This window comes from Microbacterium sp. CCNWLW41, assembly GCF_037083505.1.
The window spans coordinates 300000-325708 of sequence record NZ_JBAOJP010000009.1 but is presented as its reverse complement, the minus strand read 5'-3'; the positions used below and the strand labels follow the sequence as shown (position 1 = coordinate 325708).

Sequence of the window (25709 nt, the reverse complement as noted above, 5' to 3'; positions counted from 1 at the left end):
CTCCACCGCGTGAAGGCCGGTCCCGTACGGGGCCGGCCTTCGCCGTGCCGTAGGATGGACGACGATCGCAGCAACCTTTAACACCGTCCTGTGAGGCGGAGAAGGGAGCCGGATGAGCACGCGCACCGTGCTGCACGAGGCCGACATCGCCCGGGCACTGACTCGGATCTCGCACGAGATCCTCGAGTCCAACAGAGGCCCCGACGGCCTCGTCCTCCTCGGCATCCCCACCCGCGGCGTCACGCTCGCCCACCGCATCGGCGCGCTCGTCGAGCAGTTCGGCGGAGCTTCGGTCGCCGTCGGCGCGCTGGACGTGACGATGTACCGCGACGATCTGCACCGCAACCCCACGCGCGCACCCCAGCCCACCCAGATCCCCGCGGGCGGCATCGACGGCAAGGTGGTCGTGCTCGTCGACGACGTGCTGTTCTCGGGCCGGAGCATCCGGGCGGCGCTGGATGCCCTGCAGGACATCGGACGACCGGCGGCCGTGCGCCTGGCGACCCTCGTCGACCGGGGCCACCGCGAGCTGCCCATCCGCCCCGACTTCGTCGGGAAGAACCTCCCGAGTGCGCGCGACGAGCGGGTGAACGTCCGTCTCACCGAGACCGACGGCCGCGAGGAGGTGACGATCGAGTCATGAGGCATCTCCTGGACACCCAGACGCTCGGCCGCGAGGACGCCCTGCGCGTGCTCGACGTCGCCGAGGACATGGCCGACACCCAGCAGCGCGAGGTGAAGAAGCTGCCGACGCTGCGCGGCAAGACCGTCGTCAACCTCTTCTTCGAGGACTCGACGCGGACGCGCATCTCGTTCGAGGCGGCCGCCAAGCGCCTGTCCGCCGACGTCATCAACTTCTCCGCGAAGGGCTCGAGCGTCTCCAAGGGGGAGTCGCTGCAGGACACGGCGCAGACGCTGCAGGCGATGGGGGCGGATGCCGTCGTCATCCGTCACGGTGCCTCCGGCGCCCCGCGCACGCTGGCCACGAGCGGGTGGATCAGCGCCGGCGTGGTCAACGCCGGCGACGGCACCCACGAGCATCCCACGCAGGCCCTGCTCGACGCGTTCACGATCCGCAGGCGCCGCTTCGGCCGGGAGAGCCGCGGACGCGACCTCGCCGGGGTCAAGGTCGCCATCGTCGGCGACATCCTGCACTCCCGCGTCGCGCGCTCGAACGTCTGGCTGCTGAACACGCTGGGCGCCGCGGTCACACTCGTCGCCCCGCCCACGCTCGTCCCGCAGGACATGTCCGGGTGGCCCGTGTCGGTCGTGTACGACCTCGACGAGGCGATCTCCGGCGCTCCGGACGCCCTCATGATGCTCCGCATCCAGCTGGAGCGCATGAACGCGGCGTATTTCCCCACTGAACGGGAGTATTCGCGCCGCTGGGGCCTGGACGCACGCCGCCTGGCCGCGCTCGGAGCCGATAGCATTGTCATGCACCCCGGACCCATGAACCGGGGCCTGGAGATCTCCGCCGAAGCCGCCGATTCGCCGCGCTCGACCGTGCTCGAGCAGGTGGCGAACGGCGTCTCGGTGCGCATGGCCGCGCTCTACCTGCTGCTGGCGGGAGCGGAGCGCACCACGGCCGACGACATCCCTGCGACGCACATCCCCGCGGCGGATCGCACAGCGAAGGAGAACACCCGATGAGCGAGACCTTCCTCTTCCGCGGAGCGCTGATCGAGGGCAGCGGCGCCGCCGATGTGATCGTCTCGGACGGTGTGATCGCCGAGATCGGCGCAGGCCTGAGCCGCACCGGCGCGACGACGGTCGACGTCGGCGGGCTCGTACTTCTCCCCGGCCTGGTCGACCTGCACACGCATCTCCGCGAGCCCGGGTACGAGGCATCCGAGACGATCCTCACCGGGTCCCGCGCCGCCGCCGCCGGCGGCTACACGGCCGTCTTCGCGATGCCGAACACCTCACCGGTCGCCGACACCGCCGGCGTCGTCGAACAGGAGCTCGCCCTCGGCGAGGCCGCCGGGTACGTCACCGTGCAGCCGATCGGTGCCGTCACCGTCGGGCAGAAGGGCGAGCGCCTGGCCGAGCTCGGCGCGATGGCGGACTCCCGCGCCCGCGTGCGCGTCTTCAGCGACGACGGCTTCTGCGTGTGGGACCCGCTCATCATGCGGCGCGCCCTCGAGTACGTGAAGGCGTTCGACGGCGTCATCGCGCAGCACGCCCAGGACCCCCGGCTGACCGAGGGCGCCCAGATGAACGAGGGCGCCGTGTCGGCCGAGCTCGGCCTCGCCGGCTGGCCCGCCGTCGCCGAGGAGTCGATCATCGCGCGCGACGTCCTCCTCGCCGAGCACGTCGGCTCGCGCCTGCACGTGTGCCACCTGTCGACGGCCGGTTCGGTCGAGATCATCCGCTGGGCCAAGAAGCGGGGCGTCGACGTCACCGCCGAGGTCACCCCCCACCACCTCCTCCTCACCGACGAACTGGTGCGCGACTACGACGCACGCTTCAAGGTGAACCCGCCGCTGCGCCGCGAGGAGGACGTGATCGCGGTGCGCGAGGGCCTGGCCGACGGCACGATCGACATCGTCGCCACCGATCACGCGCCGCATCCGGCGGAGGCGAAGGCCTGCGAGTGGCACGCGGCCGCGAACGGCATGGTGGGGCTGGAGAGCGCGCTGCGGGTCGTGCAGCAGTCGATGGTCGACACGGGTCTCATCACCTGGGGAGACGTCGCACGGGTCATGTCGCGGGAGCCCGCGCGCATCGGCCGGCTCTCGGGCCACGGCACTCCGCTCACCGAGGGCCAGCCCGCCTCCCTGACGTTCTACGACCCCTCGCCGCGGCGCACCTTCACCGCCGGTGACCTCCGCGGCCGCAGCGTCAACTCGCCCTACCTCGGGCGGGAACTCCCGGGCGACGTGCGGTGGACCCTCCACGGCGGCACGGCCACGGTCGCCGACGGCGTCCTCCTGGACGCACCGGGGGTCCGCGCATGACCCGTGAAGGCGCACTGGGCATCATCCTCGCCGTCACGGTCGTGCTCCTCGCCCTGCTCGTCTGGGCATGGCGACGACGCACCCGTCGTGACGCGCATCTCGCCGCTCCCGTGGGCGAGATCCCCCCGGGCGCCACCACCCGTTCGTCGTGGCCCGCGCTCTACGTGGCGACCACCCGGCACGGCCAGCCGCTGGAGCGCCTCGCCATCGGCGGCCTGGGCTTCCGCTCGCGGTCCGACGTCACGGTGACCGACGCCGGCATCGCCCTCGACGTGACCGGCAGGCCGCGGGTCTTCCTCGCCGCCGACCGGATCCAGGACGTCGCGCAGGCGACGGTGGCGATCGACCGCGTGGTCGAGCGCGACGGCCTCGTCCGCCTCGCCTGGCGCCTCGACGACGGCACCGTCGTCGACTCCTACTTCCGACCTCAGGATGCCTCCGCCCGCGCCCTCGCCGACGCCATGGCCGCCATCCTTCCCCCGACCCAGACGGGAACACGCGCATGAACTCCCTCTTCCAGACCGACCCCGCCGTCCTGGTGCTCGAGGACGGCACCCGCCACGTCGGGCGCGCCTACGGCGCCATCGGCACGACACTCGGCGAGGTCGTCTTCTCCACCGGGATGACCGGCTACCAGGAGACCCTCACCGACCCCTCGTACGCGGGCCAGATCGTGCTGCAGACCGCTCCCCACATCGGCAACACCGGCATGAACCGCGAGGACCCCGAGTCACGGCGCATCTGGGTGTCCGGGTACATCGTGCGCGACCCCTCGCGCGTGGTGTCGAACTGGCGGGCCGACGAGTCGCTCGACGACGCGCTCGTGAACGACGGCGTGGTCGGCATCAGCGGCATCGACACGCGCGCCGTCACGCGCCACATCCGGTCGGCCGGAAGCATGCGCGGCGGCGTCTTCTCCGGCGAGGCCGCGGGAATCGACCCGGAGGAGCAGCTGCGCCTCGTCCGCGAGGCGCCCGAGATGGCGGGCCGGAACCTCTCGGCCGAGGTGTCGGTCGCGGCCGCCGAGGTCACGAAGGCGACGGGGGAGCGGATCGGCAACCTCGCGGTGCTCGACCTCGGCGTCAAGCGGGCCACGGTCGACAACCTCGCGGCACGGGGCTTCGACGTCCACGTGCTGCCGCAGGACGTCTCCATCGACGACATCCGCGCGATCGACCCGGTCGCGGTGTTCTACTCGAACGGCCCCGGCGACCCCGCCGCCTCGGGGGATCACGTCGACCTCCTTCGCGGCGTCCTCGACGACGGCCTGCCGTTCTTCGGCATCTGCTTCGGCAATCAGCTGCTGGGGCGCGCCCTCGGACTCGGCACGTACAAGCTGCCGTTCGGCCACCGCGGGATCAACCAGCCGGTCCTCGACAAGGCCACCGGCCGCGTCGAGATCACCGCGCACAACCACGGTTTCGCCGTCGACGCCCCGGTCGAGGGCGCGTTCGACAGCCCGAACGGCTACGGCCGCATCGAGGTGAGCCATGTCGGCCTGAACGACCAGGTCGTCGAGGGACTGCGCGCGCTGGACATCCCGGCGTTCTCGGTCCAGTACCACCCCGAGGCGGCGGCCGGCCCGCACGACGCCAATTACCTGTTCGACCGCTTCCGCGACCTGGTCGTCGCGACCCTGGAGACCAAGAAGAATGCCTAAGCGCGACGACATCCACTCCGTCCTCGTCATCGGATCCGGTCCGATCGTCATCGGCCAGGCGGCCGAGTTCGACTACTCCGGCACGCAGGCCTGCCGCGTGCTGCGCGAAGAGGGCATCCGGGTCATCCTGGTCAACCCCAACCCGGCCACGATCATGACCGACCCCGACTTCGCCGATGCCACCTACATCGAGCCGATCACCCCCGAGGTGATCGAGACGATCCTCGCCAAGGAGAAGCCGGACGCCATCCTGCCGACGCTCGGCGGGCAGACCGCCCTCAACGCGGCGATGGCTCTCCACGATCGCGGCATCCTGGACAAGTACGGCGTCGAGCTCATCGGCGCGAAGGTCGACGCCATCCGCAAGGGCGAGGACCGCCAGATCTTCAAGGAGCTCGTCCTCGAGGCGGGCGCCGACGTGGCCCAGTCCGTCATCTGCCACTCGATGGACGACCTGATCGAGGGCGCCGAGAAGCTCGGATACCCGCTGGTGGTGCGTCCGTCCTTCACGATGGGCGGCCTCGGCTCGGGCTTCGCGTACGACGAGGCCGACCTCCGCCGCATCGGCGGTGCCGGCCTGCACGACTCGCCCACGAACGAGGTGCTCCTGGAGGAGTCCATCCTCGGGTGGAAGGAGTACGAGCTCGAGCTCATGCGCGACACCGCCGACAACACGGTCGTCGTCTGCTCCATCGAGAACGTCGACCCGGTCGGCGTCCACACCGGCGACTCGATCACCGTCGCCCCCGCTCTCACCCTCACCGACCGCGAGTACCAGAAGCTCCGCGACATCGGCATCGACATCATCCGGGCCGTCGGCGTCGACACCGGCGGGTGCAACATCCAGTTCGCCGTCGACCCCGCGACCGGGCGCATCATCGTCATCGAGATGAACCCGCGCGTGTCGCGCTCGTCGGCGCTGGCCTCGAAGGCGACGGGATTCCCCATCGCGAAGATCGCCGCGAAGCTGGCGATCGGCTACCGCCTCGACGAGATTCCCAACGACATCACGAAGGTGACGCCGGCGAGCTTCGAACCGACGCTGGACTACATCGTGGTGAAGGTCCCGCGCTTCAACTTCGAGAAGTTCCCGGCCGCCGACACCACGCTCACGACCACCATGAAGTCGGTCGGCGAGGCCATGGCGATCGGTCGCAACTACGCCACGGCCCTGCAGAAGGCGCTCCGCTCGCTCGAGAAGCGCGGCTCGAGCTTCCACTGGGGCGACGAGGACCGGTCGGTGGCCGAGCTCCTGGAGATCGCGAAGACGCCCACCGACGGCCGCATCGTCGTCCTGCAGCAGGCGCTTCGCAAGGGGGCCACCGTCGAGCAGGCCTTCGACGCCACCAAGATCGACCCGTGGTTCCTCGACCAGATCGTGCTCATCAACGAGGTCGCCGAGTTCGTGCGCCGGGCGGGGGAGTTGGATGCCGCCACCCTCCGCATCGCGAAGGAGCACGGCTTCAGCGACGCCCAGATCGCGCAGCTGCGCGGCGACACCGAGGCCGAGGTGCGGGGCGTCCGCCACGGGCTGGGCATCCGCCCGGTCTACAAGACCGTCGACACCTGCGCGGGGGAGTTCCCGGCGCTCACGCCCTACCACTACTCCAACTACGACGCCGAGACCGAGGTGTCCGCCTCCGAGCGCACCAAGGTCGTCATCATCGGCTCGGGCCCCAACCGCATCGGGCAGGGCGTCGAGTTCGACTACTCGTGCGTGCACGCGTCGTTCGCGCTCGCCGACGCCGGCTACGAGACCATCATGGTCAACTGCAACCCCGAGACGGTCTCGACCGACTACGACACCTCCGACCGCCTCTACTTCGAGCCGCTGACGCTCGAGGACGTGCTGGAGGTGCTGCATGCAGAGTCCCGGTCGGGGAGGATCCTCGGCGTCATCTGCCAGCTCGGCGGCCAGACGCCGCTGGGCCTGGCCAAGGGCATCGAGGAGGCCGGCTACACGATCCTCGGCACGAAGCCCGCAGCGATCGACCTGGCGGAGGAGCGCGAGCAGTTCTCGCGCCTCCTCGACGACGCCGGGCTCGTCGCGCCGCGCAACGGCACCGCGATCGACGTCGAGGGCGCTGTCGCCGTGGCCGAGGAGATCGGCTACCCGGTCCTCGTGCGCCCGAGCTTCGTGCTGGGCGGCCGCGGCATGGAGATCGTGTACTCGACCGAGGCGCTGCGCGACTACTTCGTGCGCATCGCCGACCAGGCCATCATCGGCCCCGGCCTTCCGCTGCTCGTGGACCGGTTCCTCGACGACGCCATCGAGATCGACGTCGACGCGCTGTTCGACGGTGAGGAGCTCTACATCGGCGGCGTGATGGAGCACCTCGAGGAGGCCGGCATCCACTCCGGCGACTCGTCGTGCACGCTGCCGCCGGTGAGCCTCGGACGCACCGACATCGACCGCGTGCGCGAGGCGACGCGCGCCATCGCCGAGGGCGTGGGCGTGCGGGGCCTGCTCAACGTGCAGTTCGCCATCTCGGCCGGCGTCCTCTACGTCATCGAGGCGAACCCGCGCGCCAGCCGCACGGTGCCGTTCGTGTCGAAGGCGCTGGGCATCCCGCTGGCCAAGGCCGCCGCGCGCGTCATGGCCGGCGCGACCATCGCCGAGCTGCGGGGCGAGGGCATGCTGCCCGAGCAGGACGGCTCGCGCGTGCCCCTGGACGCCCCGGTCGCCGTCAAGGAGGCCGTGCTGCCTTTCAAGCGGTTCCGCACGGCGGACGGCCAGACGGTGGACTCGGTCCTCGGCCCCGAGATGCGCTCCACGGGCGAGGTGATGGGGATCGACCGCGACTTCCCGACCGCGTTCGCGAAGTCCCAGGAGGCGGCCTACGGCGGCATGCCGCAGTCGGGCACCGTGTTCATCTCGGTGGCCGACAGCGACAAGCGCGCCGTGATCCTGCCCGCCCACCGGCTGCAGGAGCTGGGCTTCGACCTCGTCGCCACGGAGGGCACCGCCGAGATCCTCGCCCGCAACGGCATCGCGGTCGACGTCGTCCGCAAGTACTCCGAGACGCACGGCTCCGGCGACACGAACATCGTCGACCTCATCAACGCCGGCGAGATCGACATCGTCGTGAACACCCCCTCGGGAGGAGCGGCGCGCGCCGACGGCTACGAGATCCGCGCCGCGGCCGTCGCCGGCGACAAGGCGCTGTTCACCACGATGGCCGTCCTCGGAGCGGCGGTCAGCGCGCTGCCGGTGCTGCGCGACGGCTTCGACGTGAAGAGCCTGCAGGAGTACGCCGCCGACCGGCGGGCGGACGCATGACCTCATTCGGCGAGCGCATCCGCGCCGAGATGGCGGCGCACGGGCAGCTGTGCGTCGGCATCGACCCGCACGCGCACCTGCTCGCCGAGTGGGGGCTGGATGCCTCGCCCGCGGGCGTGCGCGAGTTCGGCCTCCGCGTGGTGGAGGCCGCCGCGGGACGCGTGGCCGTGGTCAAGCCGCAGGTGTCGTTCTTCGAGCGCTTCGGATCGGCGGGGATCGCCGCGCTGGAGGACGTGCTCGCCGCCGGCCGCGAGGCCGGGCTCGTGGTCATCGCCGACGCCAAACGCGGCGACATCGGCTCGACGATGGACGCGTACGCCGAGGCGTGGCTCGAACCCGGGTCGCCTCTGGAGGCGGACGCGGTCACGGTGAGCCCGTTCCTCGGCGTCGGGGCGCTGGAGGGCACGTTCGAGCTCGCGCAGCGCCACGGCAAGGGCGTCTTCGTGCTCGCCGCGACCAGCAATCCCGAGGCGCTGACCCTGCAGCGCGCGCATCACGCGGGCGGCGAGACCGTCTCCGCCGCCATCGTGCGGGAGGTCTCCGCGCGCAACGCCGCCGTGACGCCGGACGGCCGGTGGGGGAGCCTCGGCTTCGTCGTCGGGGGCACCGTGGACTGGGCGGATGCCGGGCTCCGGCCGTTCTCCCCGGTGGCGCCGATCCTGGGTCCCGGCTTCGGGCACCAGGGCGCCGAGCCGCACCAGCTCCGCGCGCGCTTCGGCGCGCTGTCGCAAGCGGTGATAGCGTCGGAGAGCCGCAGCATCCTGGCTGCCGGACCCGACCGGCTCGCCGCGCGCATCTCCGAGCGCGCCCTTCTCTACCGTGGTGAGTGACATGCCCGATTCGCGCACTGTACCCAATGGGGCTTCGCCCCATGCCTCCGGCGCACCTGGGCGGCCGCCCGAGGTCGACCGTGCGGCGGCATCCCGCCGTGCCGTCGCCGCCCGCCGCGAGCGCGCCGCACTGAAGAAGGACGTCGCGATGCGGGTGATCACGCCGCAGGAGCTCCTGCGGCGCGCCCTCGCCGACCCCTCATCACCGGCGGGCGCGATGCGCGTGCCCGAGTTCCTCACCGCGATCCCCGCGATCGGCGAGGGCAAGCGCGACCGCATCCTCCACGACCTCGAGATCTCGCCGGTCAAGCGTCTGGGCGGCCTCGGCTCGCGCCAGCGTGAGGATCTGCGGCGATTCCTCGACACCCGCTGGCCGGAGCTGGAGCCCCGCGGCGGCCGCAGCCGCCTCGTGGTGCTGGCCGGTCCGACGGCCGTCGGCAAGGGGACGGTCGCCGCCTACATCAAGGAGCACCACCCCGACATCCACCTCTCGGTCTCGGCGACCACGCGCGCGCCGCGCCCGGGCGAGGTCGACGGCGAGCACTACTTCTTCGTCGACGACGCCGAGTTCGATCGCATGGTCGAAGGCGGCGAGCTGCTCGAGCACGCGACGGTCCACAACGCGTACCGCTACGGCACGCCGCGCGGCCCGATCGAGAAGGCTCTCGCCGTCGGACGCACCGTCCTGCTCGAGATCGACCTCCAGGGTGCGCGGCAGGTGCGCGAGGCCGACCCGTCGGCGACCCTGGTGTTCCTGCTGCCGCCGAGCTGGGACGAGCTCGTCCAGCGCCTCGTGGGTCGCGGCACGGAGGACGCCGCCGAACGCGCACGGCGTCTGCGGACCGCCAAGACCGAGCTGGCGTCGCAGAGCGAGTTCGACTACCGCGTCGTGAACGACGACGTGGCCCGCGCCGCCGCCGAGGTCGCCGCCCTCGCGCACTGACAGCGGCCCGTCCCGTAGACTAGTGGGATGCCTCGGCACCCGAGGCCCGCAGACTCCCACTCCTTCCATCCGATCCAGGAGGTTTCGCCATGGCCGGAACGAACCAGGGCATCATCGAGCCCCCCATCGACAGCCTGCTCGAGAAGGTCGACTCGAAGTACCAGCTCGTGATCTACGCGGCCAAGCGCGCGCGCCAGATCAACGACTACTACTCCGACCTGCACGAGGGCAACCTCTTCGACAACGTCGGTCCGCTCGTGGACTCGACGGTCGAGGACAAGCCGCTGACGATCGCGCTGCACGAGATCCACGAGGACAAGCTGCGCCTTCGCCACCTCGAGTGACCTGTGACACCCTGATGCCCCCGTCGACGGAGAAGTCCGTCCACGGGGGCATACTGGTGTCCGCCCCCTCGGCGCCCACGTCCGCGTCCGAGGCCTGACAACTGGAGCATCGATGACCGAACTGCGTCTGTTCACGTCCGAGTCCGTCACCGAGGGGCACCCCGACAAGATCTGCGACCAGATCTCGGACTCGATCCTCGACGCGATCCTCACCGACGACGCCGACGGACGCGTCGCGGTCGAGACGCTGGTGACCACCGGGCTGGTCCACGTCGCGGGCGAGGTGTCCACCTCGGCGTACGTCGAGATCCCGGCCATCGTGCGCGACGTCGTCAACCGGATCGGGTACACCTCGAGCGAGACCGGCTTCGACGGCGACTCGTGCGGCGTGAGCGTGTCGATCGGCGCGCAGTCCTCCGACATCGCCGCCGGCGTCGACAAGGCGTTCGAGCGGCGCGAGGACGGCTCGGAGGATCCTCACGACCTGCAGGGCGCGGGCGACCAGGGCATCATGTTCGGCTATGCCACGACCGAGACGCCGCAGCTCATGCCGATGGCCGCTTGGACCGCTCACCGCATGGCCGAGCGCCTCGCCGAGGTGCGCCGCTCCGGCGAGCTGCCGTTCCTGCGGCCGGACGGCAAGACGCAGGTCACGCTCGGCTACGAGGGCCACACCCCCAGAACGGTCGACTCGGTCGTGCTGTCCACGCAGCACCACCCCGACATCTCGCAGAAGGCGCTGCGCGCCGCCGTGCGGGCCGAGGTGATCGACCCCGTGCTCGAGGCGACGGGGCTCGACCTCGCCGACGTGAAGTTCTACATCAACCCCGCGGGGCCCTTCGTGATCGGCGGGCCTAAGGGCGACGCCGGCCTCACCGGGCGCAAGATCATCATCGACACCTACGGCGGCGCCGCCCGTCACGGCGGCGGTGCGTTCAGCGGCAAGGACCCGTCGAAGGTCGACCGCTCCGGCGCGTACGCGATGCGCTGGGTCGCGAAGAACGCGGTCGCCGCCGGTCTCGCTGAGCGGCTGGAGGTGCAGGTGGCGTACGCCATCGGCAAGGCCAAGCCCGTGGGACTGTACGTCGAGACGTTCGGCACCGGCACGGTGGCCGACGAGGTGATCACGCGGGCCATCCTCGAGGTCTTCGACCTGCGTCCGAAGGCCATCATCGACCAGCTCGATCTGCTGCGCCCGATCTACGCGCAGACGGCGGCGTACGGCCATTTCGGGCGGGAGCTGCCCGACTTCACGTGGGAGCGCACCGACCGCGCAGACGCGCTGCGCGCGGCCGCCGGGCTCTGACTGCGGCCGCGTGACCGCGGTGCGCGACGAGCCTCAGCCCGACGAGGGCGACGCACGGCGTGGGCGTCGCATCGCCCGCGTGCTCATCGACTCCCCACTGCCACAGCTGGATCGCCTCTTCGACTACGAGATCCCCGCCGCGCTCACCGCCGATGCGGTCCCCGGCGTGCGCGTGCGGGTCCCGCTGCGCAGCGCAGGCCGGATGGTCGACGGGCTGCTCGTCGAGGTGGGGGAGCCCGATGCCGATGGGCGGCCCCTCTCTCAGCTCGAGGCCGTGGTGTCGCCGGTGCCGGTGCTGACCCCCTCGCTGTACGCCCTGGCCCGCAGGGCCGCCGACCGGGCCGCGGGTTCGGCGGGCGACATCCTGCGCCTCGCGATCCCCAAGCGCATGGTGAGGGCCGAGAAGGCCTGGCTGGCCGCAGACCCGCCGGCCCGTCCCGAGGTGGATCCCGCCCACGTCGCATGGGCGGACGACGTGCTGGGCGCGTATCCGGGGCTGGCGGAGGCGCTGGACCGCGGCGAGCGCCTCGCTGTCGACGCACCCCCCGTTCCGGCGGTGCTCGACGACGGGCGCGCGGTCGGCTCGTGGGCGGTGCTGCTCTCCGCTGCGGCGACGCACACGCTGGCCGCAGGGCGCAGCGCCGTGGTGGCGGTGCCCGACCATCGTGACCGCGCCCAGCTGGAGGCCGTGCTGGAGGCGCGGATCCCCGCCGATGCGCTCGTCCGCGACGACGCCAAGCAGAGCGGGCCGGCCCGCTACGCCGCGTTCCTGCGCACGCTGGACGCCGCGCCGTGCGTCGTCATCGGCAACCGGTCCACCGTGTACGCGCCTGTCTCCGACCCCGGGCTCGTCGCGATCTGGGACGACGGCGACCCGCTGCTCGGCGAGCCGCTCAGTCCCGGCGTCCACGCGCGCGATGCCGCCCTGCTGCGCCACGAGCTCGACGGCGGCGCGCTCGTGTTCGCGGGGCACACCCGCACCGCCGACGTGGAGCGCCTCGTGGCGATCGGCTGGGTCAGGGACCTCCCGGCCGCGCGGCGGATGAGCCCCCGGGTGGTCCTCAGCGCCACCCGTGAAGGGGAGTCGCGCGCCGCGCGCGTGCCCTCCTCGGCGTTCGCCGCGGCGCGCGAGGCGCTCTCGGGGGGACCGGTCCTCGTCCAGGTCGCGCGCCCCGGCTACGCCCCGGTCCTGGTCTGCGCGGCGTGCCGGCACCCGGCGCGCTGTCCGCACTGCGGCGGCCCCCTGCACGCCGCCCGCCACGGCGCGGTGCCGACGTGCTCCTGGTGCGGGCGCGCCGCCCACGCGTGGGCCTGTCCCGAGTGCTCCTCCACGATGCTGCGGATGGCTTCGGCCGGGAGCGAGCGCACCGCAGACGAACTGGGCCGCGCGTTCCCCGGCATCCGGGTCATCCTCGCCGACGGGGACCACCCCGTGATGCAGGTCGACGAGCGTCCGGCCCTCGTGGTCGCGACCCGCGGCGCAGAGCCTCTCGCTCTCGGCGGCTACCGGGCGGTGATCCTGCTGGACGGCGACCGGATGCTGATGGCCGACGACCTCCGCATCGGCGAGTCGTGCCTGCGCTGGTGGTCGAACGCCGCCGCCCTGGCCGCGCCCGGGGCGCCGGTCCACCTCGTCGGCGTGGCGGGCGAGATCGCGCGCGCGCTGGCCACGTGGACGCAGGCGTCGTACGCCCGCGGCGAACTGGCCGACCGTGCGCCGCTGCGCATGCCGCCCACCGTGCGGGTGGCCGCCGTGGACGGGCCGCGCACCGCCGTGGACACGGCTCTGGCGGAGCTGCGCCGGGCGGTTCCGGAGCTCGACGCGGAGGCCGTGCTGGGGCCGCTCCCGCGCGGCGAGGCGGTGCGGGCTCTGGTGCGCTTCGAGTACGCGCTCGGCGCGCGGGTCGCCGAGAGCCTGCGCGCCTCGGTCGTGAGCCAGGCCGTGAAGGGCAGGCGTCCGGCGAAGGGTCGTGCCCCTGCGGCCGCCAATACACTGAAGGTCCGGGTCGACGTGCCCGACCCCGACCTCTGATCCGTTCAGGAGCTTCATGCGCCTCGTCTTCGCCGGCACACCGGCGCCGGCTGTGCCGTCGCTGCGCCGGCTCGCGGCATCCGCCCACGACATCGCCGCGGTCGTCACCCGCCGTGACGCGCCCGTCGGGCGCAAGCGGGTGCTCACGCCGTCGCCCGTCGCGGCGGCCGCAGAGGAGCTGGGGCTCCCGGTGATCCGCGCCGATCGGCTGGACGAGGACGCCACCGGGCGGATCGCGGCGCTCGCGCCCGACCTCGGCGTCATCGTCGCCTACGGCGGCCTCGTGCGCGAGCCGCTCCTGTCGACGCCGGCGCACGGGTGGATCAACCTCCACTTCTCGCTGCTTCCGCGCTGGCGGGGCGCCGCGCCAGTCCAGCACGCGCTGATCGCCGGTGACGCGCAGACCGGGGCGAGCGTGTTCCAGCTGGTGCCCGAGCTCGACGCCGGCGATGTGTTCGGCGAGCTCGCCGTCGACATCCCGGGCGATGCGACCGCGGGCGACCTCCTCGCGTCGCTCGCGGAGGACGGCGCCGGGCTCCTCGCCGAGGTCGTGGACGCCATCGGCAGCGGGGCCACCGTCGCTCGCCCGCAGGCCGGCGAGGTCACCTACGCCGGCAAGCTCGGCGACGAGGACGGTCGCATCCGGTGGGACGAGCCGGCGCCGGCGGTGCTCGGCCGCATCCGCGGCGTCACCCCCGAGCCGGGGGCGCACACGACGATCGAGGGCGCACGCTTCAAGGTCCTGGCGGTCGCCGAGGCGCCCGCGGACGCACCCGCCCTCGCGCCCGGGATGCTCGCCTTCCACGGCAAGGAGGTCCTCGCCGGCACGGGCTCGACGCCGATCGTGCTCGACACCGTGCAGCCGGCGGGCAAGGGCGCCATGCGCGCCGCGGACTGGTGGCGGGGCCTGCGCGACGCGACCCCGGTGGCGGGATCGTGAGCCGCACGGTCGCCGCGCGCCGGGTCGCCTACGACACGCTGCGAGCGGTCCACGAGTCCGACGCCTACGCCAATCTCCTGCTGCCCACCGCGATCACGCGTGCGGGGCTCTCGACCGCCGACGCCGCCCTCGCGACGGAGCTCACCTACGGGACGCTGCGGCGGCAGGGTACCTACGACGCCGTCATCTCCATCGCCGCCGACCGTCCCGTCGCCGACATCGACCCCGCGGTGCTGGATGCGCTGCGCCTGGGCGTCCACCAGCTGCTGTCGACCCGGGTGGCCTCGCATGCCGCCGTCAACGAGTCGGTCGAGCTCGCCCGCGCGGCGGGCGGCCGCGGTGCGGGCGGGTTCGCCAACGCGGTGCTGCGGCGCGTCTCGCGCGACACCCCCGGCGACTGGATGACCCATGTGGCCGCCAGCGCCCGGTCCGATGACGAGCAGCTCGGCCTGCTGTTCTCGCACCCGGTGTGGGTCGTGCGCGCATTCCGGCGCGCCCTCGCCGCGGAAGGGCGCGCCGACGAGCTGGAAGCGCTCCTCACCGCCGACAACGCATCGCCGCGCGTCACGATGGCCGCGCTCCCGGATCTCGCCGAGGTGCCCGACGACGCCCGCCGCACGCCGTTCTCGCCGATCGGCTTCCGTCTGGGCGGCGGCGACCCCGACGCACTGGTGCGGGGATCCGAGGGGCGCGTGCGCGTGCAGGACGAAGGCTCGCAGCTGGCCGCACTCGCCCTGACGCGGGCGATGCCGGTCTCGGCGGGGGAGCGCTGGCTCGACCTGTGCGCCGGCCCCGGCGGCAAGACCGCCGTGCTCGCGGCCGAGGCGCTCGCGCACGGGGCGTCGCTCGAGGCTAACGAGATCTCGCCCGCGCGGGCGGGGCTCGTCCGCCAGGCGCTGGCCGGGGTGCCGCTGGAGGTTTCGGTGTCGGAGGAGGACGGTCGCACGCGCGCCGGCGGTTCTCCCGACACCTACGACCGGATCCTGGTGGATGCCCCGTGCACCGGCCTCGGCGCGCTGCGGCGCCGTCCCGAGGCGCGGTGGCGCAAGGCGCCCAGCGACGTCCCCGGACTCACCGAACTGCAGCGTGAGCTGCTGAACGCCGCTGTGAGCGCGCTCCGGCCGGGCGGCGTGGTCGCGTACGTCACGTGCTCGCCGCACCTCGCCGAGACCTCGGGCGTGGTGTCCGACATCCGCCGGGAGTGGGACGGCGCGCTCGAAGAGCTGTCGGCGCGCGAGGTCATCACGGCCCTGTCCGCCGCCGACCCCGGCATGCCTCCGCAGACGGACGGCAGCGGACGCGCGCAGCTGTGGCCGCACCGTCACAACACCGACGCGATGTCGGTGTCACTCCTGCGCCGCGTCTGAGCACACTTCCGCAGCGCCGCGTCGGGGCGACGAGCCGCAACACCGGAGTCACTCGGCGAGTCGCATCGACCGGGGCATCTGCTCGAACTCGGCGCGCAGCGCGATCAGCGCCGCGCTGTGCGCGCGGCCGAGGGCGCGCGCGTCGACGGTCACCTCGGCGCCCTCGGGCAGAGCCTCCGCGATCTCGCGCAGCACCGCGACGACGCGCTCCATCCCGGCCAGGCCCAGCTCGCCGGAGAGGCGCAGCGTGCGCCCGTGGTCGGTGTCCTCGACGGTGAACGCCGGAACGGCGATGCTGTCGTGAGCCTCGAGCATGTGCATGCCGAAGCGCTCGGCCAGCGTCTCGAGCAGAGCGATGGCGCGCACGGAGTTGCCGTGCACATCGAGACGGGGGCTGAACGCGGCGACGCCGAACTGCGAGGGGGCGACGGCGAGGAGCCCGCCGCTGACGCCGCTCTTGGCGGGAAGGCCCACCCGCAGCAGCCACTCGCCGGAGTAGTCGTACATGCCGCAGCTCGTCATGATCGACAGCACGTCGCGCGCGACCGCCTCGGCGACGACGCGCTCGCCCGTCACCGGGTTCACCCCGCCGAACGCGAGCGTCGCGGACATCACCGCCAGGTCGCGCGCGGTCACGAGCAGCGAGCACTGCCGGAAGTAGGTCTCGACCGCTGCGTCGACCGGGCCGTCGATGATGCCGTGGGACCGCAGGAGGTGGGCGAGCGCGCGGTTGCGATCGCCGGTGGCGGACTCGGAGGCGTACACCCGCTCATCGACCCACAGCGAACGTCCCGCGAACGCGGACAGTCCGGCGACGATGTGCGCCGTCCTCTCGTCCACGCCGTCCCCGGGGATGAGCGCCGACGTCGCGATCGCGCCGGCGTTGACCATCGGGTTGGCGGGGCGTCCGGTCACCGGCTCGAGACTGATCGCATTGAACGGCTCGCCGCTGGGCTCGGCACCCACCTTGCGCAGCACGGCATCCCGCCCGCGGTCGGCGAGCGCCAGCGCCAGGACGAACGGCTTCGAGATCGACTGGATGGTGAACTCGTGGTCGACGTCTCCGACCGCGCGCACCCTGCCGTGGGGGCCCACCACCGCGAGCGCGAGCCGGTCGGGATCCGCCGACGCGAGCTCGGGGATGTACCCGGCGGGCGCGCCGCCGCCGAGGGGCCGCACATCCTCGAGGACCTCGTGCAGGAGTACGGTGATCGGATCCACGGCTCGACCATAATGGACGGGTGCTCCCGAACGACGAGACCGGCCGCGCGGGCGGCATCCGCATCAACCCCAGCATCCTCGCCGCCGACTTCGTGAACATGCAGGCAGAGCTCGCGCGCATCGCCACCGCGGACTTCGTGCACGTCGACGTCATGGACAACCACTTCGTGCCCAACCTCACGTTCGGGCCGCAGATGGTCGAGCGCGTCCAGGCGACCAGCCCCGTGCCGCTGGACGTCCACCTCATGATCACGAATCCCGACCGGTGGGCGCCCGGCTACGCCGAGCTCGGAGCCGCGTCCGTCACGTTCCACCTGGAGGCGGCGAAGGAGCCCGTGGCCCTCGCCCGGCGGCTGCGCGCCATCGGCGCCCGCGCGGGGGTCGCGGTGAAGCCCGCGACGCCGGTGGAGGGTCTGTTCGACCTGCTCGACGACTTCGATCAGATCCTCGTCATGACGGTCGAGCCCGGCTTCGGCGGTCAGTCCTTCATGCCCGAGACCATGCCGAAGCTGCGCCGGCTCGCCGACGAGGCACGCCGTCGCGGATCCTCCGTGTGGCTGCAGGTCGACGGCGGGATCGGCGAGAGCACGATCGCGCAGGCCGCCGAGGCGGGCGCCGACACGTTCGTCGCCGGATCCGCGGTGTTCGGCGCCGACGACCCCGCGAACGCCATCGCGGGGCTGCGCGCGACGGTCGCCGCCCACCACCACGTGCACTGAGCCGCGGCGTCACGCGGCACCGGGGCATCCCGGCCGGACGGTAACCTGTCATGGTGAAGACGTTCGACACGCTGTACGCCGAGCTGGCCGCGAAGGCGGCCGAGCGCCCTGAGGGATCGGGCACCGTCGCGCAGCTGGACGCGGGCGTCCACGCGATCGGCAAGAAGATCGTGGAGGAGGCCGCCGAAGTCTGGATGGCGGCCGAGTACGAGTCGACGGATGCCGCAGCCGAGGAGATCTCGCAGCTGCTGTACCACCTTCAGGTGCTGATGATCGCGAAGGGGCTGAGCCTCGAAGACGTCTACCGACATCTCTGAGCGCGCGTCCCCGTCCGCCCTCGAACCCGAAAGCCCCGCTGCCATGCTGCGAATCGCCGTGCCGAACAAGGGCTCGCTCGCCGAGACCGCCTCCGAGATGCTCCACGAGGCCGGCTACATCGGCCGCCGCGACCCGAAGGACCTCCACGTCATCGACCCTCAGAACGAGGTCGAGTTCTTCTATCTGCGCCCCAAGGACATCGCGACCTACGTCGGCTCGGGTGCACTCGACGTGGGCATCACCGGCCGCGACCTGCTCCTGGACGCCCGCATGCCGGGCGCGCGCGAGATCGAGGCCCTCGGCTTCGGCGACTCGACGTTCCGCTTCGCGGGCCCGCCCGGACGCTTCGCCGACGTGAAGGACCTCCAGGGGTTCCGCGTCGCCACGGCGTACCCGGGTCTCGTCGACGCGTTCCTGGACGACCACGGCGTCGCCGTGGACCTGGTGCCGCTGGACGGCGCCGTCGAGTCGGCGGTCCGTCTGGGAGTGGCGGATGCCGTCGCCGACGTCGTCTCGACGGGCACCACGCTCCGTCAGGCGGGGCTGGAGATCTTCGGCCCCGTGCTGCTGCAGTCCGAGGCGGTGCTCATCACCTCGCCCACCGAGGCGGAGGGGACCGACACGCTGCTGCGCCGCCTGCGCGGCGTCATGGTCGCCCGGCGGTACGTGATGGTCGACTACGACCTCCCGGCCGAGCTCGTCGACGACGCCGTCAAGATCGCTCCGGGCATCGAGTCGCCCACGATCTCGCCGTTGCGCGACCCGGCGTGGGTCGCGGTGCGCGTGATGGTGGCCCGCAAGGGGGTCAACCAGGTCATGGACGCGCTGTACGCGATCGGCGCCCGCGCGATCCTGGTCACGGCGATCCACAACGCGAGGCTGTGATGGGCCTCGTCTGCCGCGTCATCCCCTGCCTCGACGTCGCCGCCGGACGCGTCGTCAAGGGCGTCAACTTCCAGAACCTGCGCGACATGGGCGATCCCGTCGAGCTCGCGCGGGAGTACTTCCGCCAGGGCGCCGACGAGATCACCTTCCTCGACGTCACCGCCACCGTCGACGAGCGCTCCACGACGTACGACGTCGTCCGGCGCACCGCCGAAGAGGTCTTCATCCCGCTCACCGTCGGCGGTGGCGTGCGCTCGGCCGACGACGTGGCGCGGCTGCTCTCCGTCGGTGCGGACAAGATCGGCGTCAACTCGGCGGCGATCGCCCGCCCCCCGCTCCTGGACGAGATCGCCGACCGCTTCGGCGCGCAGGTGCTGGTGCTGTCGCTGGACGTCAAGCGCTCGCCGGCGACCGCGTCCGGCTTCGTCGTGACGACGCACGGCGGGCGCACCGAGACCACCCTCGACGCGCTGGACTGGGCGCGCGAGGCGATCGAGCGCGGCGCGGGCGAGCTCCTGGTGAACTCCATCGACGCCGACGGCACCAAACAGGGCTTCGACCTCGAGCTCGTCGCCCTCATGCGCGAGCTCTCCAGCGTCCCCGTGATCGCCTCGGGCGGCGCGGGCAAGGCGTCGGACTTCGGCCCCGCCATCGCCGCGGGCGCGGACGCGGTGCTCGCGGCATCCGTCTTCCACTCGGGTCAGCTCACCATCGGCGACGTGAAGGCGGCGATGATGGCCGAGGGCATCGCGGTGCGGGAGGTGGCCGCGGCATGAGCGAGACGGTCGACGAGCGCATCGCGCGCGTGACGTTCAACGGCGACGGGCTCGTCGCCGCGATCATCCAGCAGTGGGACTCCCGCGAGGTGCTGATGCTCGGATGGATGGATGCCGAAGCCCTGCGCCGCACGCTCACCGAGGGGCGCGTCACATTCTGGTCGCGCTCCCGTCAGGAGTACTGGCGCAAGGGAGACACCTCCGGCCACATCCAGATCGTGCGCGGCGCCCGGTTGGACTGCGACGGCGACGCGGTGCTGGTCGAGGTGGAGCAGGTCGGGCCCGCGTGCCACACCGGCACGCGCACGTGCTTCGACGCCGACGATCTCGAGCCCACCCGCGGCGTCTGACACCCTGCGTGACGATCCGCCCGGATCGCGCGGCCGTTCGGTAGCGTGTCACCCAGTGGCGGGCGCTCCGGTCCGGCGACCCGCCGGCCGACTGCGACGCCGACGGCACCACGGGGGCGATGTGACGGCGACGGCCAGACGACTTTCGACGGCCATGACGGTGATCGCCGTCCTCATCCTGGGGGTGCTGTCGCCATGGTCGCCCCCGGCGAGCGCCGCCACCGCGATCGACCGCGTGGCCGGGGCCGACCGGTACGCGGTCTCGGCCGCCGCGAGCGCGCGCGCCTTCCCGAGCGGCGCCCGCGTCGCCTTCCTCGCGAGCGGGCACGTGTTCGCCGACGCGCTCGCGGGCGCACCGGCGGCGACCACGCTCGGCGGTCCTGTGCTGCTCACGCAGCCGTCGGGGCTGCCGCCGGCCATCCGCGACGAGCTCGCGCGACTCGCCCCGACGCGCGTCGTGATCTTCGGCGGTGCCGGCGCCGTGTCCGACACGGTGGCCGAGCAGGTCCTCGAGCTCGTCGGGGTGGCACCCGAACGCTGGTCCGGCGACGACCGGTACGGATCGGCCGTGGCGATCAGCCGGCAGAGCCACCCCGCCGGGGCGCCGGTGGTGTTCCTGGCCAGCGGCGAGATGTTCCCCGACGCGCTGAGCGGCGCACCGGGCGCCTCGGCGCAGTCGGCGCCCGTGCTCCTCACCGCGGCCGAGGCGCTGCCCGATGTGATCGAGACGGAGCTCGTCCGCCTGCGGCCCGGCCGGATCGTCATCCTCGGCGGCGCCGGCTCCGTGTCGGACGGCGTCGCCGAACAGGCCCGCGCGCTCACGGGCGCCGCCGTCGAGAGGTGGTCGGGCACCGACCGCTACGCCACCGCGGCCGAGGTGAGCCGGCGGACGTTCACCGCCCCGGCGCAGACCGTCTACCTCGCCAGCGGCACCGAGTTCGCCGATGCCCTCTCCGGCGCGCCGCTGGCCGGCCGCGAGCGGGCGCCGGTGCTGCTCACCCGGGCCGACGCGCTTCCCGGGCCGACGATGACCGAGCTGCGGCGGCTGAAGCCCGCGCGCGTGGTCATCCTCGGCGGAGACGCGGCAGTCTGGCCCCAGGTCGCGCAGCACCTCGCCTTCATCGCCGCGGAGCTGCCGCAGGCGACAGGCGGACGGCTGACCCGCAGCACGGAAGTGCATGCGGGGGAGTGCCTGTCCTCGCCGAACGGCGCGCACGCACTCTGCGTGAGTGCCGACGGCCGCATCGAGGTCCGCAGCGGCGGCGCGTCGCTGTGGCAGTCGGGGTCGTCCGGCCGCAGCGCCGGGGCGCTGCGCATCGGAACCGACGGGAACCTGGTCCTCGTGGCGATCGACGGAAGCGTGATGTGGCAGTCCAGCACGGCCGGGACTGCCGCGGTCGAGCTGGTCGTCGGCGACGACGGCGACGTCAACCTGCGCACCTCGACCGGCCAGGTGGTCTGGTCGACCATGACGAGTCCGAGCTCCCCGCGGTGGCGGATGCCCTATCTCTCCGGTCAGTGGTGGGCGGCCGGCGCCCCGCACAGCAACTCCGGCGGGACGGGTGCCCGTGGTTCGCTGGACTTCGGCCCGACCGCCGGCGGGGATCGCCGTGTGGTGGCGATCGCCGACGGCGTGGTGTACCGCGTCCAGTGCCAGTCCGGCTCGTACCTCGGCATCAACCACGCCGGAGGGTGGCAGTCCACCTACTACCACCTCGTCAACTATCAGAACCACCTCGTCGGCCAGCGCGTGACGGCCGGGACCTACCTCGGCGACGTGGGGCGGACGGTGCCCTGCGGCGGCGGCGCGACCTTCGACCACGTCCACCTCGTCATCCGGCGCGGCGGCGTCCCGGTCTCGGTCGAGGGCATGAGGTTCGGCGCCTACACCGCGCGCAGCGACGGGCGGGACTACTGGGGCTTCTGGACCGACGCGTGGGGCAACCGGGTGCTCACGGCCCCCGGAGGTGCGCGCTGCTGCCTCCCTGCGGAGTGACCTACAGTGAGGTGGTGGCTCGTCGCTCCCGGATGCTCGCCGTCGTCGTCGCCGCCCTGTGCGGGGCGGTCGGGGTCATCTCGTCGACGCAGACGTGGCTGACCGTCGTCCTGCGAGACGGCGCCCAGGAGGCGCTCGAGGTACCCGGCGCATCCGCGATCCCCGTCCTGGCCCCGCTCAGCCTCGCCGCCCTCGCTCTGGGGGCGGCGCTGTCGATCGTCGGGCTCGTCCTGCGCTACGTCTTCGGCACGCTGGCCATCCTCATCGCCGGCGTCCTCGCGTGGCTGACCGTCCCGGTGGTGTTCGCGCCGCCGGTGGCGGCGGTCGCCGCCGTGGTGACGGGATCGACGGGCATCGCCGGTGAGGCATCCGTCGCAGCGCTCGTCGCCGGCATCGACACGACGCCGTGGCCGGCGGTGACCCTGGTCGTGTGGGTGGTCCTGTTCGTCACGGGCGTCTTCGTGCTCGCCACCGCGCACACGTGGCCGCGCAGCGGACGCCGGTACCGCACCGACGATGCGGCGGCGTCTTCCGCTCCGGCCGCATCCCGCCCCCACGACGCCGCAGGATCGCGGGCCATCGACGACTGGGACGACCTGTCGCGTGGCCAGGACCCCACCGCCTGACCGCTAGACTGGCGACATTCCGCGCTTCCCAGGCTTCACCGAGGAGACATCCACCATGAGCAACAACATCGGCGACCCCGGCCACGGACACTCGCCCGCCGCCTGGACGGCCGTCGTGATCATGCTCGTCGCGGTCTGCCTGGGCACACTCTTCTTCTTCCTCGACATCCCCGCCCTGGTGTGGGCATCGGCGGCCCTGCTGATCGTCGGCCTCATCGTGGGCTGGGCGATGGCCAAGGCGGGCTACGGCGTCGGCGGTTCGAAGTACACCGCGAAAGAGCACTGAGCATGCTCGCCGACCTGACGGCCGGCGCTGTTGAGGACGCCGAGGCACGCGCCTCGGGGCGTCCCCTCGCGGCGGTCGAGGCGGCGGCCCTCGCACAGCGTCCCGCACTCGACGTGCTCGCTGCGCTGGCACCCGCCGACCGCGTGAAGATCATCGCCGAGGTCAAGCGCGCGAGCCCTTCGCGCGGCGACCTCGCCGCCATCCCCGACCCCGCGCTGCAGGCTCGCCGGTACGAGGAGGGCGGCGCGTCCGCGATCTCCGTGCTGACCGAGGGCCGGCGCTTCAAGGGCAGCCTCGCCGACCTCGAAGCGGTCAAGGCCGCCGTGTCGCTTCCGGTGCTGCGCAAGGACTTCATCGCCACCGAGTACCAGGTGCTGGAGGCCCGGGCGTCGGGCGCCGACCTCGTGCTGCTCATCGTGGCGGCCCTGGAGCAGGACGACCTGGCACGGCTGTACGCGCTGACCCGCGAGCTGGGCATGGCCGCGCTCGTCGAGACGCACAGCGCCGACGAGGTCGACCGAGCCGTCGACCTCGGCGCCGAGCTCATCGGCGTCAACGCGCGGGACCTGTCGACGTTCGAGCTCGACCGCGACCTGTTCGGGCGGCTCGCGGAGCGCATCCCCGCGGGGGGGGTGAAGATCGCGGAGTCGGCTGTGCTCGTGCCCGCCGACGTCGCCCACTACCGCGCGGCCGGCGCCGACGTCGTGCTGGTCGGCGAGGCCCTCGTCACCAACGATCCCGTGTCCACACTGCGTGCATTCCTGGAGGCCGGCGCATGAGTCTACGTGAGGCTCCCGGGCCACTGTTCGGCGAGTTCGGCGGGCGGTACATGCCCGAATCCCTGATCGCCGCGATCGACGAGCTGACCGCCGAATACGAGGCGGCGAAGATCGACCCCGACTTCCAGGCGGAGTTCGTGCGCCTGTTGCACTCGTACGCCGGCCGCCCGTCGCCGATCACCGAGGTGCCCCGGTTCGCCGAGCACGCCGGGGGAGCGCGGGTGTTCCTCAAGCGCGAGGACCTCAATCACACCGGCTCGCACAAGATCAACAACGTGCTCGGCCAGGCGCTGCTGACCAAGCGCCTGGGCAAGACGCGCGTGATCGCCGAGACCGGCGCGGGCCAGCACGGCGTGGCCACGGCCACGGCCGCGGCGCTGTTCGGGTTCGACTGCACCATCTACATGGGCGAGGTCGACACCGAGCGGCAGGCGCTCAACGTCGCCCGCATGCGTCTTCTCGGCGCGGAGGTGGTGCCGGTGAAGACCGGCTCGCGCACGCTGAAGGACGCCATCAACGACGCCTACCGGGACTGGGTCGCGAGCGTCGAGACGACGAACTACATCTTCGGCACGGCCGCGGGGCCCCATCCCTTCCCCGCCATGGTGCGCGACTTCCAGAAGGTGATCTCCGAGGAGGCGCGCGCGCAGCTGCTCGAAGAGGCCGGGCGACTGCCCGATGCGGTCCTCGCGTGCGTCGGTGGCGGCTCCAACGCGATCGGCATGTTCGACGCGTTCCTGGACGACGAGGGCGTCAAGCTCTACGGCGTCGAAGCGGCCGGCGATGGGGTCGACACGGCGCGCCACGCCGCGTCGATCGAACGCGGCCGGCCGGGCGTCCTGCACGGCGCCAAGACGTTCGTGCTCCAGGACGAGGACGGCCAGACCATCGAGTCCCACTCGATCTCGGCGGGCCTGGACTACCCGGGCGTCGGTCCCGAGCACGCCTGGCTCGCCTCGATCGGCCGCGCCGACTACATCCCGGCGACGGATGACGAGGCGATGCAGGCGCTGCGCCTGCTGTCCGAGACCGAGGGGATCATCCCCGCCATCGAGTCCGCCCACGCGCTCGCCGGCGCGCTGCGCATCGGCCGCGAGCTCGGCCCGGACGCGATCCTCGCGATCTGCCTGTCCGGCCGCGGCGACAAGGACATGGACACCGCTGCGCGCTACTTCCACCTCTACGACGAGGGAACGGATGCCGCAGCCGCCGCGGCCGCGCCGCACGACGACGCCGCCAAGGGCGAGGGGGAGAAGCTGTGACCTCGCGCGTCGCCGCGGCGATCGACGCCGCCCGCGCCCAGGGCCGCGGCGCCTTCGTCGGCTACCTTCCCCTCGGATACCCGGATCTGCGTACGAGCATCGAGGCGGCCGTCACGCTCGCCGAGAGCGGCGCGGACGTGCTCGAGCTCGGGCCGCCGTACTCCGACCCGGTCATGGACGGCACCGTGATCCAGGAGGCGACCCAGGAGGCGCTCGCGCGCGGCTTCCGCATGCGCGACACCTTCACCGCCGTGCGCGAGATCACCCGGCGCGTCGACGTGCCCGTGCTCGTGATGACGTACTGGAACCCCGTCCTGCAGTACGGCGTCGACCGGTACGCGGACGACCTGCGCGATGCCGGGGGAGCAGGGCTCATCACGCCCGACATCACGCCGGACGCGGCACCGGAGTGGATCGCCGCCAGCGAGCGCACGGGCCTCGACCGTGTGTTCCTCGCCGCGCCCACGTCCACCGACGAGCGCCTCGAGCTCATCGTGCGGGAGTCGACCGGCTTCGTCTACACCGTCTCGACGATGGGCATCACCGGGGAGCGCGCCGAGCTGGATGCCGCGGCCCGCACGCTCGTCGCCCGCCTGCGCGCGCACGGCGCCGAGCACTCCTGCGTCGGCATCGGCATCTCCAACGCCGCGCAGGTCGCGGGAGTGCTGGAGTACGCCGACGGCGCGATCGTCGGGACGGCGCTCGTGCGGGCGCTGCGGGAGGGGGGCCTGGAGGCCCTCGATCGCACCGCGCGCGCCCTCGCCGCAGGCACCGCGCGGAGCGCGAACTAGAATCTCAAGGTCGGCGGTCGCCGCCACCCACCCCAGCA

General features: G+C 72.6%; 25 protein-coding genes. 24 read left to right on the top strand and 1 reads right to left on the bottom strand.

The window, feature by feature from the left end; translation table 11 throughout:
• Positions 1-112 precede the first annotated feature (112 nt).
• The 13 genes from pyrR (at position 113) to V6R91_RS28025 (ending at position 15662) form a co-directional block, all read left to right on the top strand.
• Positions 113-643 (top strand): bifunctional pyr operon transcriptional regulator/uracil phosphoribosyltransferase PyrR, encoded by a 531-nt coding sequence (pyrR, locus tag V6R91_RS28085; protein ID WP_336397980.1) that lies wholly within the window; start codon positions 113-115, stop codon positions 641-643.
• Positions 640-1653: an aspartate carbamoyltransferase catalytic subunit gene (locus tag V6R91_RS28080; protein ID WP_336397979.1), complete on the top strand. Its 1014-nt coding sequence runs from the start codon at positions 640-642 to the stop codon at positions 1651-1653. The genes pyrR and V6R91_RS28080 overlap by 4 nt, the downstream gene beginning before the upstream one ends.
• A complete protein-coding gene (locus V6R91_RS28075; protein WP_336397978.1) occupies positions 1650-2960 on the top strand; it encodes a dihydroorotase in 1311 nt (436 codons plus the stop codon). Before V6R91_RS28080 ends, V6R91_RS28075 begins: the two co-directional genes overlap by 4 nt.
• On the top strand, positions 2957-3466 hold the full coding sequence (locus tag V6R91_RS28070) for a PH-like domain-containing protein (protein ID WP_336397977.1): 510 nt from the start codon (positions 2957-2959) through the stop codon (positions 3464-3466). Before V6R91_RS28075 ends, V6R91_RS28070 begins: the two co-directional genes overlap by 4 nt.
• Positions 3463-4620, top strand: a complete 1158-nt coding sequence (gene carA, locus V6R91_RS28065) for a glutamine-hydrolyzing carbamoyl-phosphate synthase small subunit (protein ID WP_336397976.1) — start codon at positions 3463-3465, stop codon at positions 4618-4620. Before V6R91_RS28070 ends, carA begins: the two co-directional genes overlap by 4 nt.
• A complete protein-coding gene (gene carB / locus V6R91_RS28060) occupies positions 4613-7900 on the top strand; it encodes a carbamoyl-phosphate synthase large subunit (protein ID WP_336397975.1) in 3288 nt (1095 codons plus the stop codon). The genes carA and carB overlap by 8 nt, the downstream gene beginning before the upstream one ends.
• Positions 7897-8730, top strand: a complete 834-nt coding sequence (pyrF, locus tag V6R91_RS28055; protein ID WP_336397974.1) for an orotidine-5'-phosphate decarboxylase — start codon at positions 7897-7899, stop codon at positions 8728-8730. Before carB ends, pyrF begins: the two co-directional genes overlap by 4 nt.
• 1 nt (position 8731) lies before the next feature.
• Complete coding sequence (gene gmk / locus V6R91_RS28050; RefSeq protein WP_336397973.1) at positions 8732-9673, top strand: guanylate kinase; 942 nt, start codon at positions 8732-8734, stop codon at positions 9671-9673.
• 89 nt (positions 9674-9762) lie between these two features.
• Complete coding sequence (rpoZ, locus tag V6R91_RS28045) at positions 9763-10017, top strand: DNA-directed RNA polymerase subunit omega (protein ID WP_194398411.1); 255 nt, start codon at positions 9763-9765, stop codon at positions 10015-10017.
• Between the two features lie 112 nt (positions 10018-10129).
• Entirely contained in the window at positions 10130-11323 is a 1194-nt protein-coding gene (gene metK / locus V6R91_RS28040; RefSeq protein ID WP_336397972.1) for a methionine adenosyltransferase, read from the top strand.
• 10 nt (positions 11324-11333) lie between these two features.
• On the top strand, positions 11334-13355 hold the full coding sequence (locus tag V6R91_RS28035; RefSeq protein WP_336397971.1) for a primosomal protein N': 2022 nt from the start codon (positions 11334-11336) through the stop codon (positions 13353-13355).
• Between the two features lie 16 nt (positions 13356-13371).
• Entirely contained in the window at positions 13372-14295 is a 924-nt protein-coding gene (gene fmt / locus V6R91_RS28030) for a methionyl-tRNA formyltransferase (RefSeq protein WP_336397970.1), read from the top strand.
• Positions 14292-15662 (top strand): RsmB/NOP family class I SAM-dependent RNA methyltransferase, encoded by a 1371-nt coding sequence (locus tag V6R91_RS28025; protein ID WP_336397969.1) that lies wholly within the window; start codon positions 14292-14294, stop codon positions 15660-15662. The genes fmt and V6R91_RS28025 overlap by 4 nt, the downstream gene beginning before the upstream one ends.
• 48 nt (positions 15663-15710) lie before the next feature.
• Here V6R91_RS28025 and glsA read toward each other — a convergent pair whose 3' ends face one another.
• Entirely contained in the window at positions 15711-16883 is a 1173-nt protein-coding gene (gene glsA, locus V6R91_RS28020; protein WP_336397968.1) for a glutaminase A, read from the bottom strand.
• Positions 16884-16903: 20 nt separating this feature from the next.
• Between glsA and rpe the strand changes: the two genes are divergently transcribed.
• The 11 genes from rpe to trpA all read left to right on the top strand — a co-directional run bounded on the left by rpe (position 16904) and on the right by trpA (position 25671).
• Positions 16904-17602 (top strand): ribulose-phosphate 3-epimerase, encoded by a 699-nt coding sequence (gene rpe, locus V6R91_RS28015; protein WP_336397967.1) that lies wholly within the window; start codon positions 16904-16906, stop codon positions 17600-17602.
• Between the two features lie 53 nt (positions 17603-17655).
• Positions 17656-17919, top strand: a complete 264-nt coding sequence (locus V6R91_RS28010) for a phosphoribosyl-ATP diphosphatase (protein WP_109209522.1) — start codon at positions 17656-17658, stop codon at positions 17917-17919.
• A 43-nt stretch (positions 17920-17962) separates the two neighbouring features.
• Positions 17963-18805: an ATP phosphoribosyltransferase gene (gene hisG, locus V6R91_RS28005; protein WP_336397966.1), complete on the top strand. Its 843-nt coding sequence runs from the start codon at positions 17963-17965 to the stop codon at positions 18803-18805.
• Complete coding sequence (gene hisF, locus V6R91_RS28000) at positions 18805-19581, top strand: imidazole glycerol phosphate synthase subunit HisF (protein ID WP_336398062.1); 777 nt, start codon at positions 18805-18807, stop codon at positions 19579-19581. The genes hisG and hisF overlap by 1 nt, the downstream gene beginning before the upstream one ends.
• The gene (gene hisI / locus V6R91_RS27995) at positions 19578-19931 is read left to right on the top strand and encodes a phosphoribosyl-AMP cyclohydrolase (RefSeq protein WP_336397965.1); all 354 of its coding nucleotides are present in this window, start codon (positions 19578-19580) and stop codon (positions 19929-19931) included. The genes hisF and hisI overlap by 4 nt, the downstream gene beginning before the upstream one ends.
• A gap of 154 nt (positions 19932-20085) precedes the next feature.
• A complete protein-coding gene (locus V6R91_RS27990) occupies positions 20086-21927 on the top strand; it encodes a cell wall-binding repeat-containing protein (protein ID WP_336397964.1) in 1842 nt (613 codons plus the stop codon).
• Between the two features lie 14 nt (positions 21928-21941).
• Positions 21942-22553: a Trp biosynthesis-associated membrane protein gene (locus V6R91_RS27985; RefSeq protein WP_336397963.1), complete on the top strand. Its 612-nt coding sequence runs from the start codon at positions 21942-21944 to the stop codon at positions 22551-22553.
• Between the two features lie 55 nt (positions 22554-22608).
• The gene (locus tag V6R91_RS27980) at positions 22609-22839 is read left to right on the top strand and encodes a DUF6704 family protein (protein WP_336397962.1); all 231 of its coding nucleotides are present in this window, start codon (positions 22609-22611) and stop codon (positions 22837-22839) included.
• A 2-nt stretch (positions 22840-22841) separates the two neighbouring features.
• The gene (gene trpC / locus V6R91_RS27975) at positions 22842-23618 is read left to right on the top strand and encodes an indole-3-glycerol phosphate synthase TrpC (RefSeq protein WP_336397961.1); all 777 of its coding nucleotides are present in this window, start codon (positions 22842-22844) and stop codon (positions 23616-23618) included.
• Positions 23615-24880: a tryptophan synthase subunit beta gene (gene trpB / locus V6R91_RS27970; protein ID WP_336397960.1), complete on the top strand. Its 1266-nt coding sequence runs from the start codon at positions 23615-23617 to the stop codon at positions 24878-24880. Before trpC ends, trpB begins: the two co-directional genes overlap by 4 nt.
• A complete protein-coding gene (trpA, locus tag V6R91_RS27965) occupies positions 24877-25671 on the top strand; it encodes a tryptophan synthase subunit alpha (RefSeq protein WP_336397959.1) in 795 nt (264 codons plus the stop codon). The genes trpB and trpA overlap by 4 nt, the downstream gene beginning before the upstream one ends.
• Positions 25672-25709: the final 38 nt, after the last annotated feature.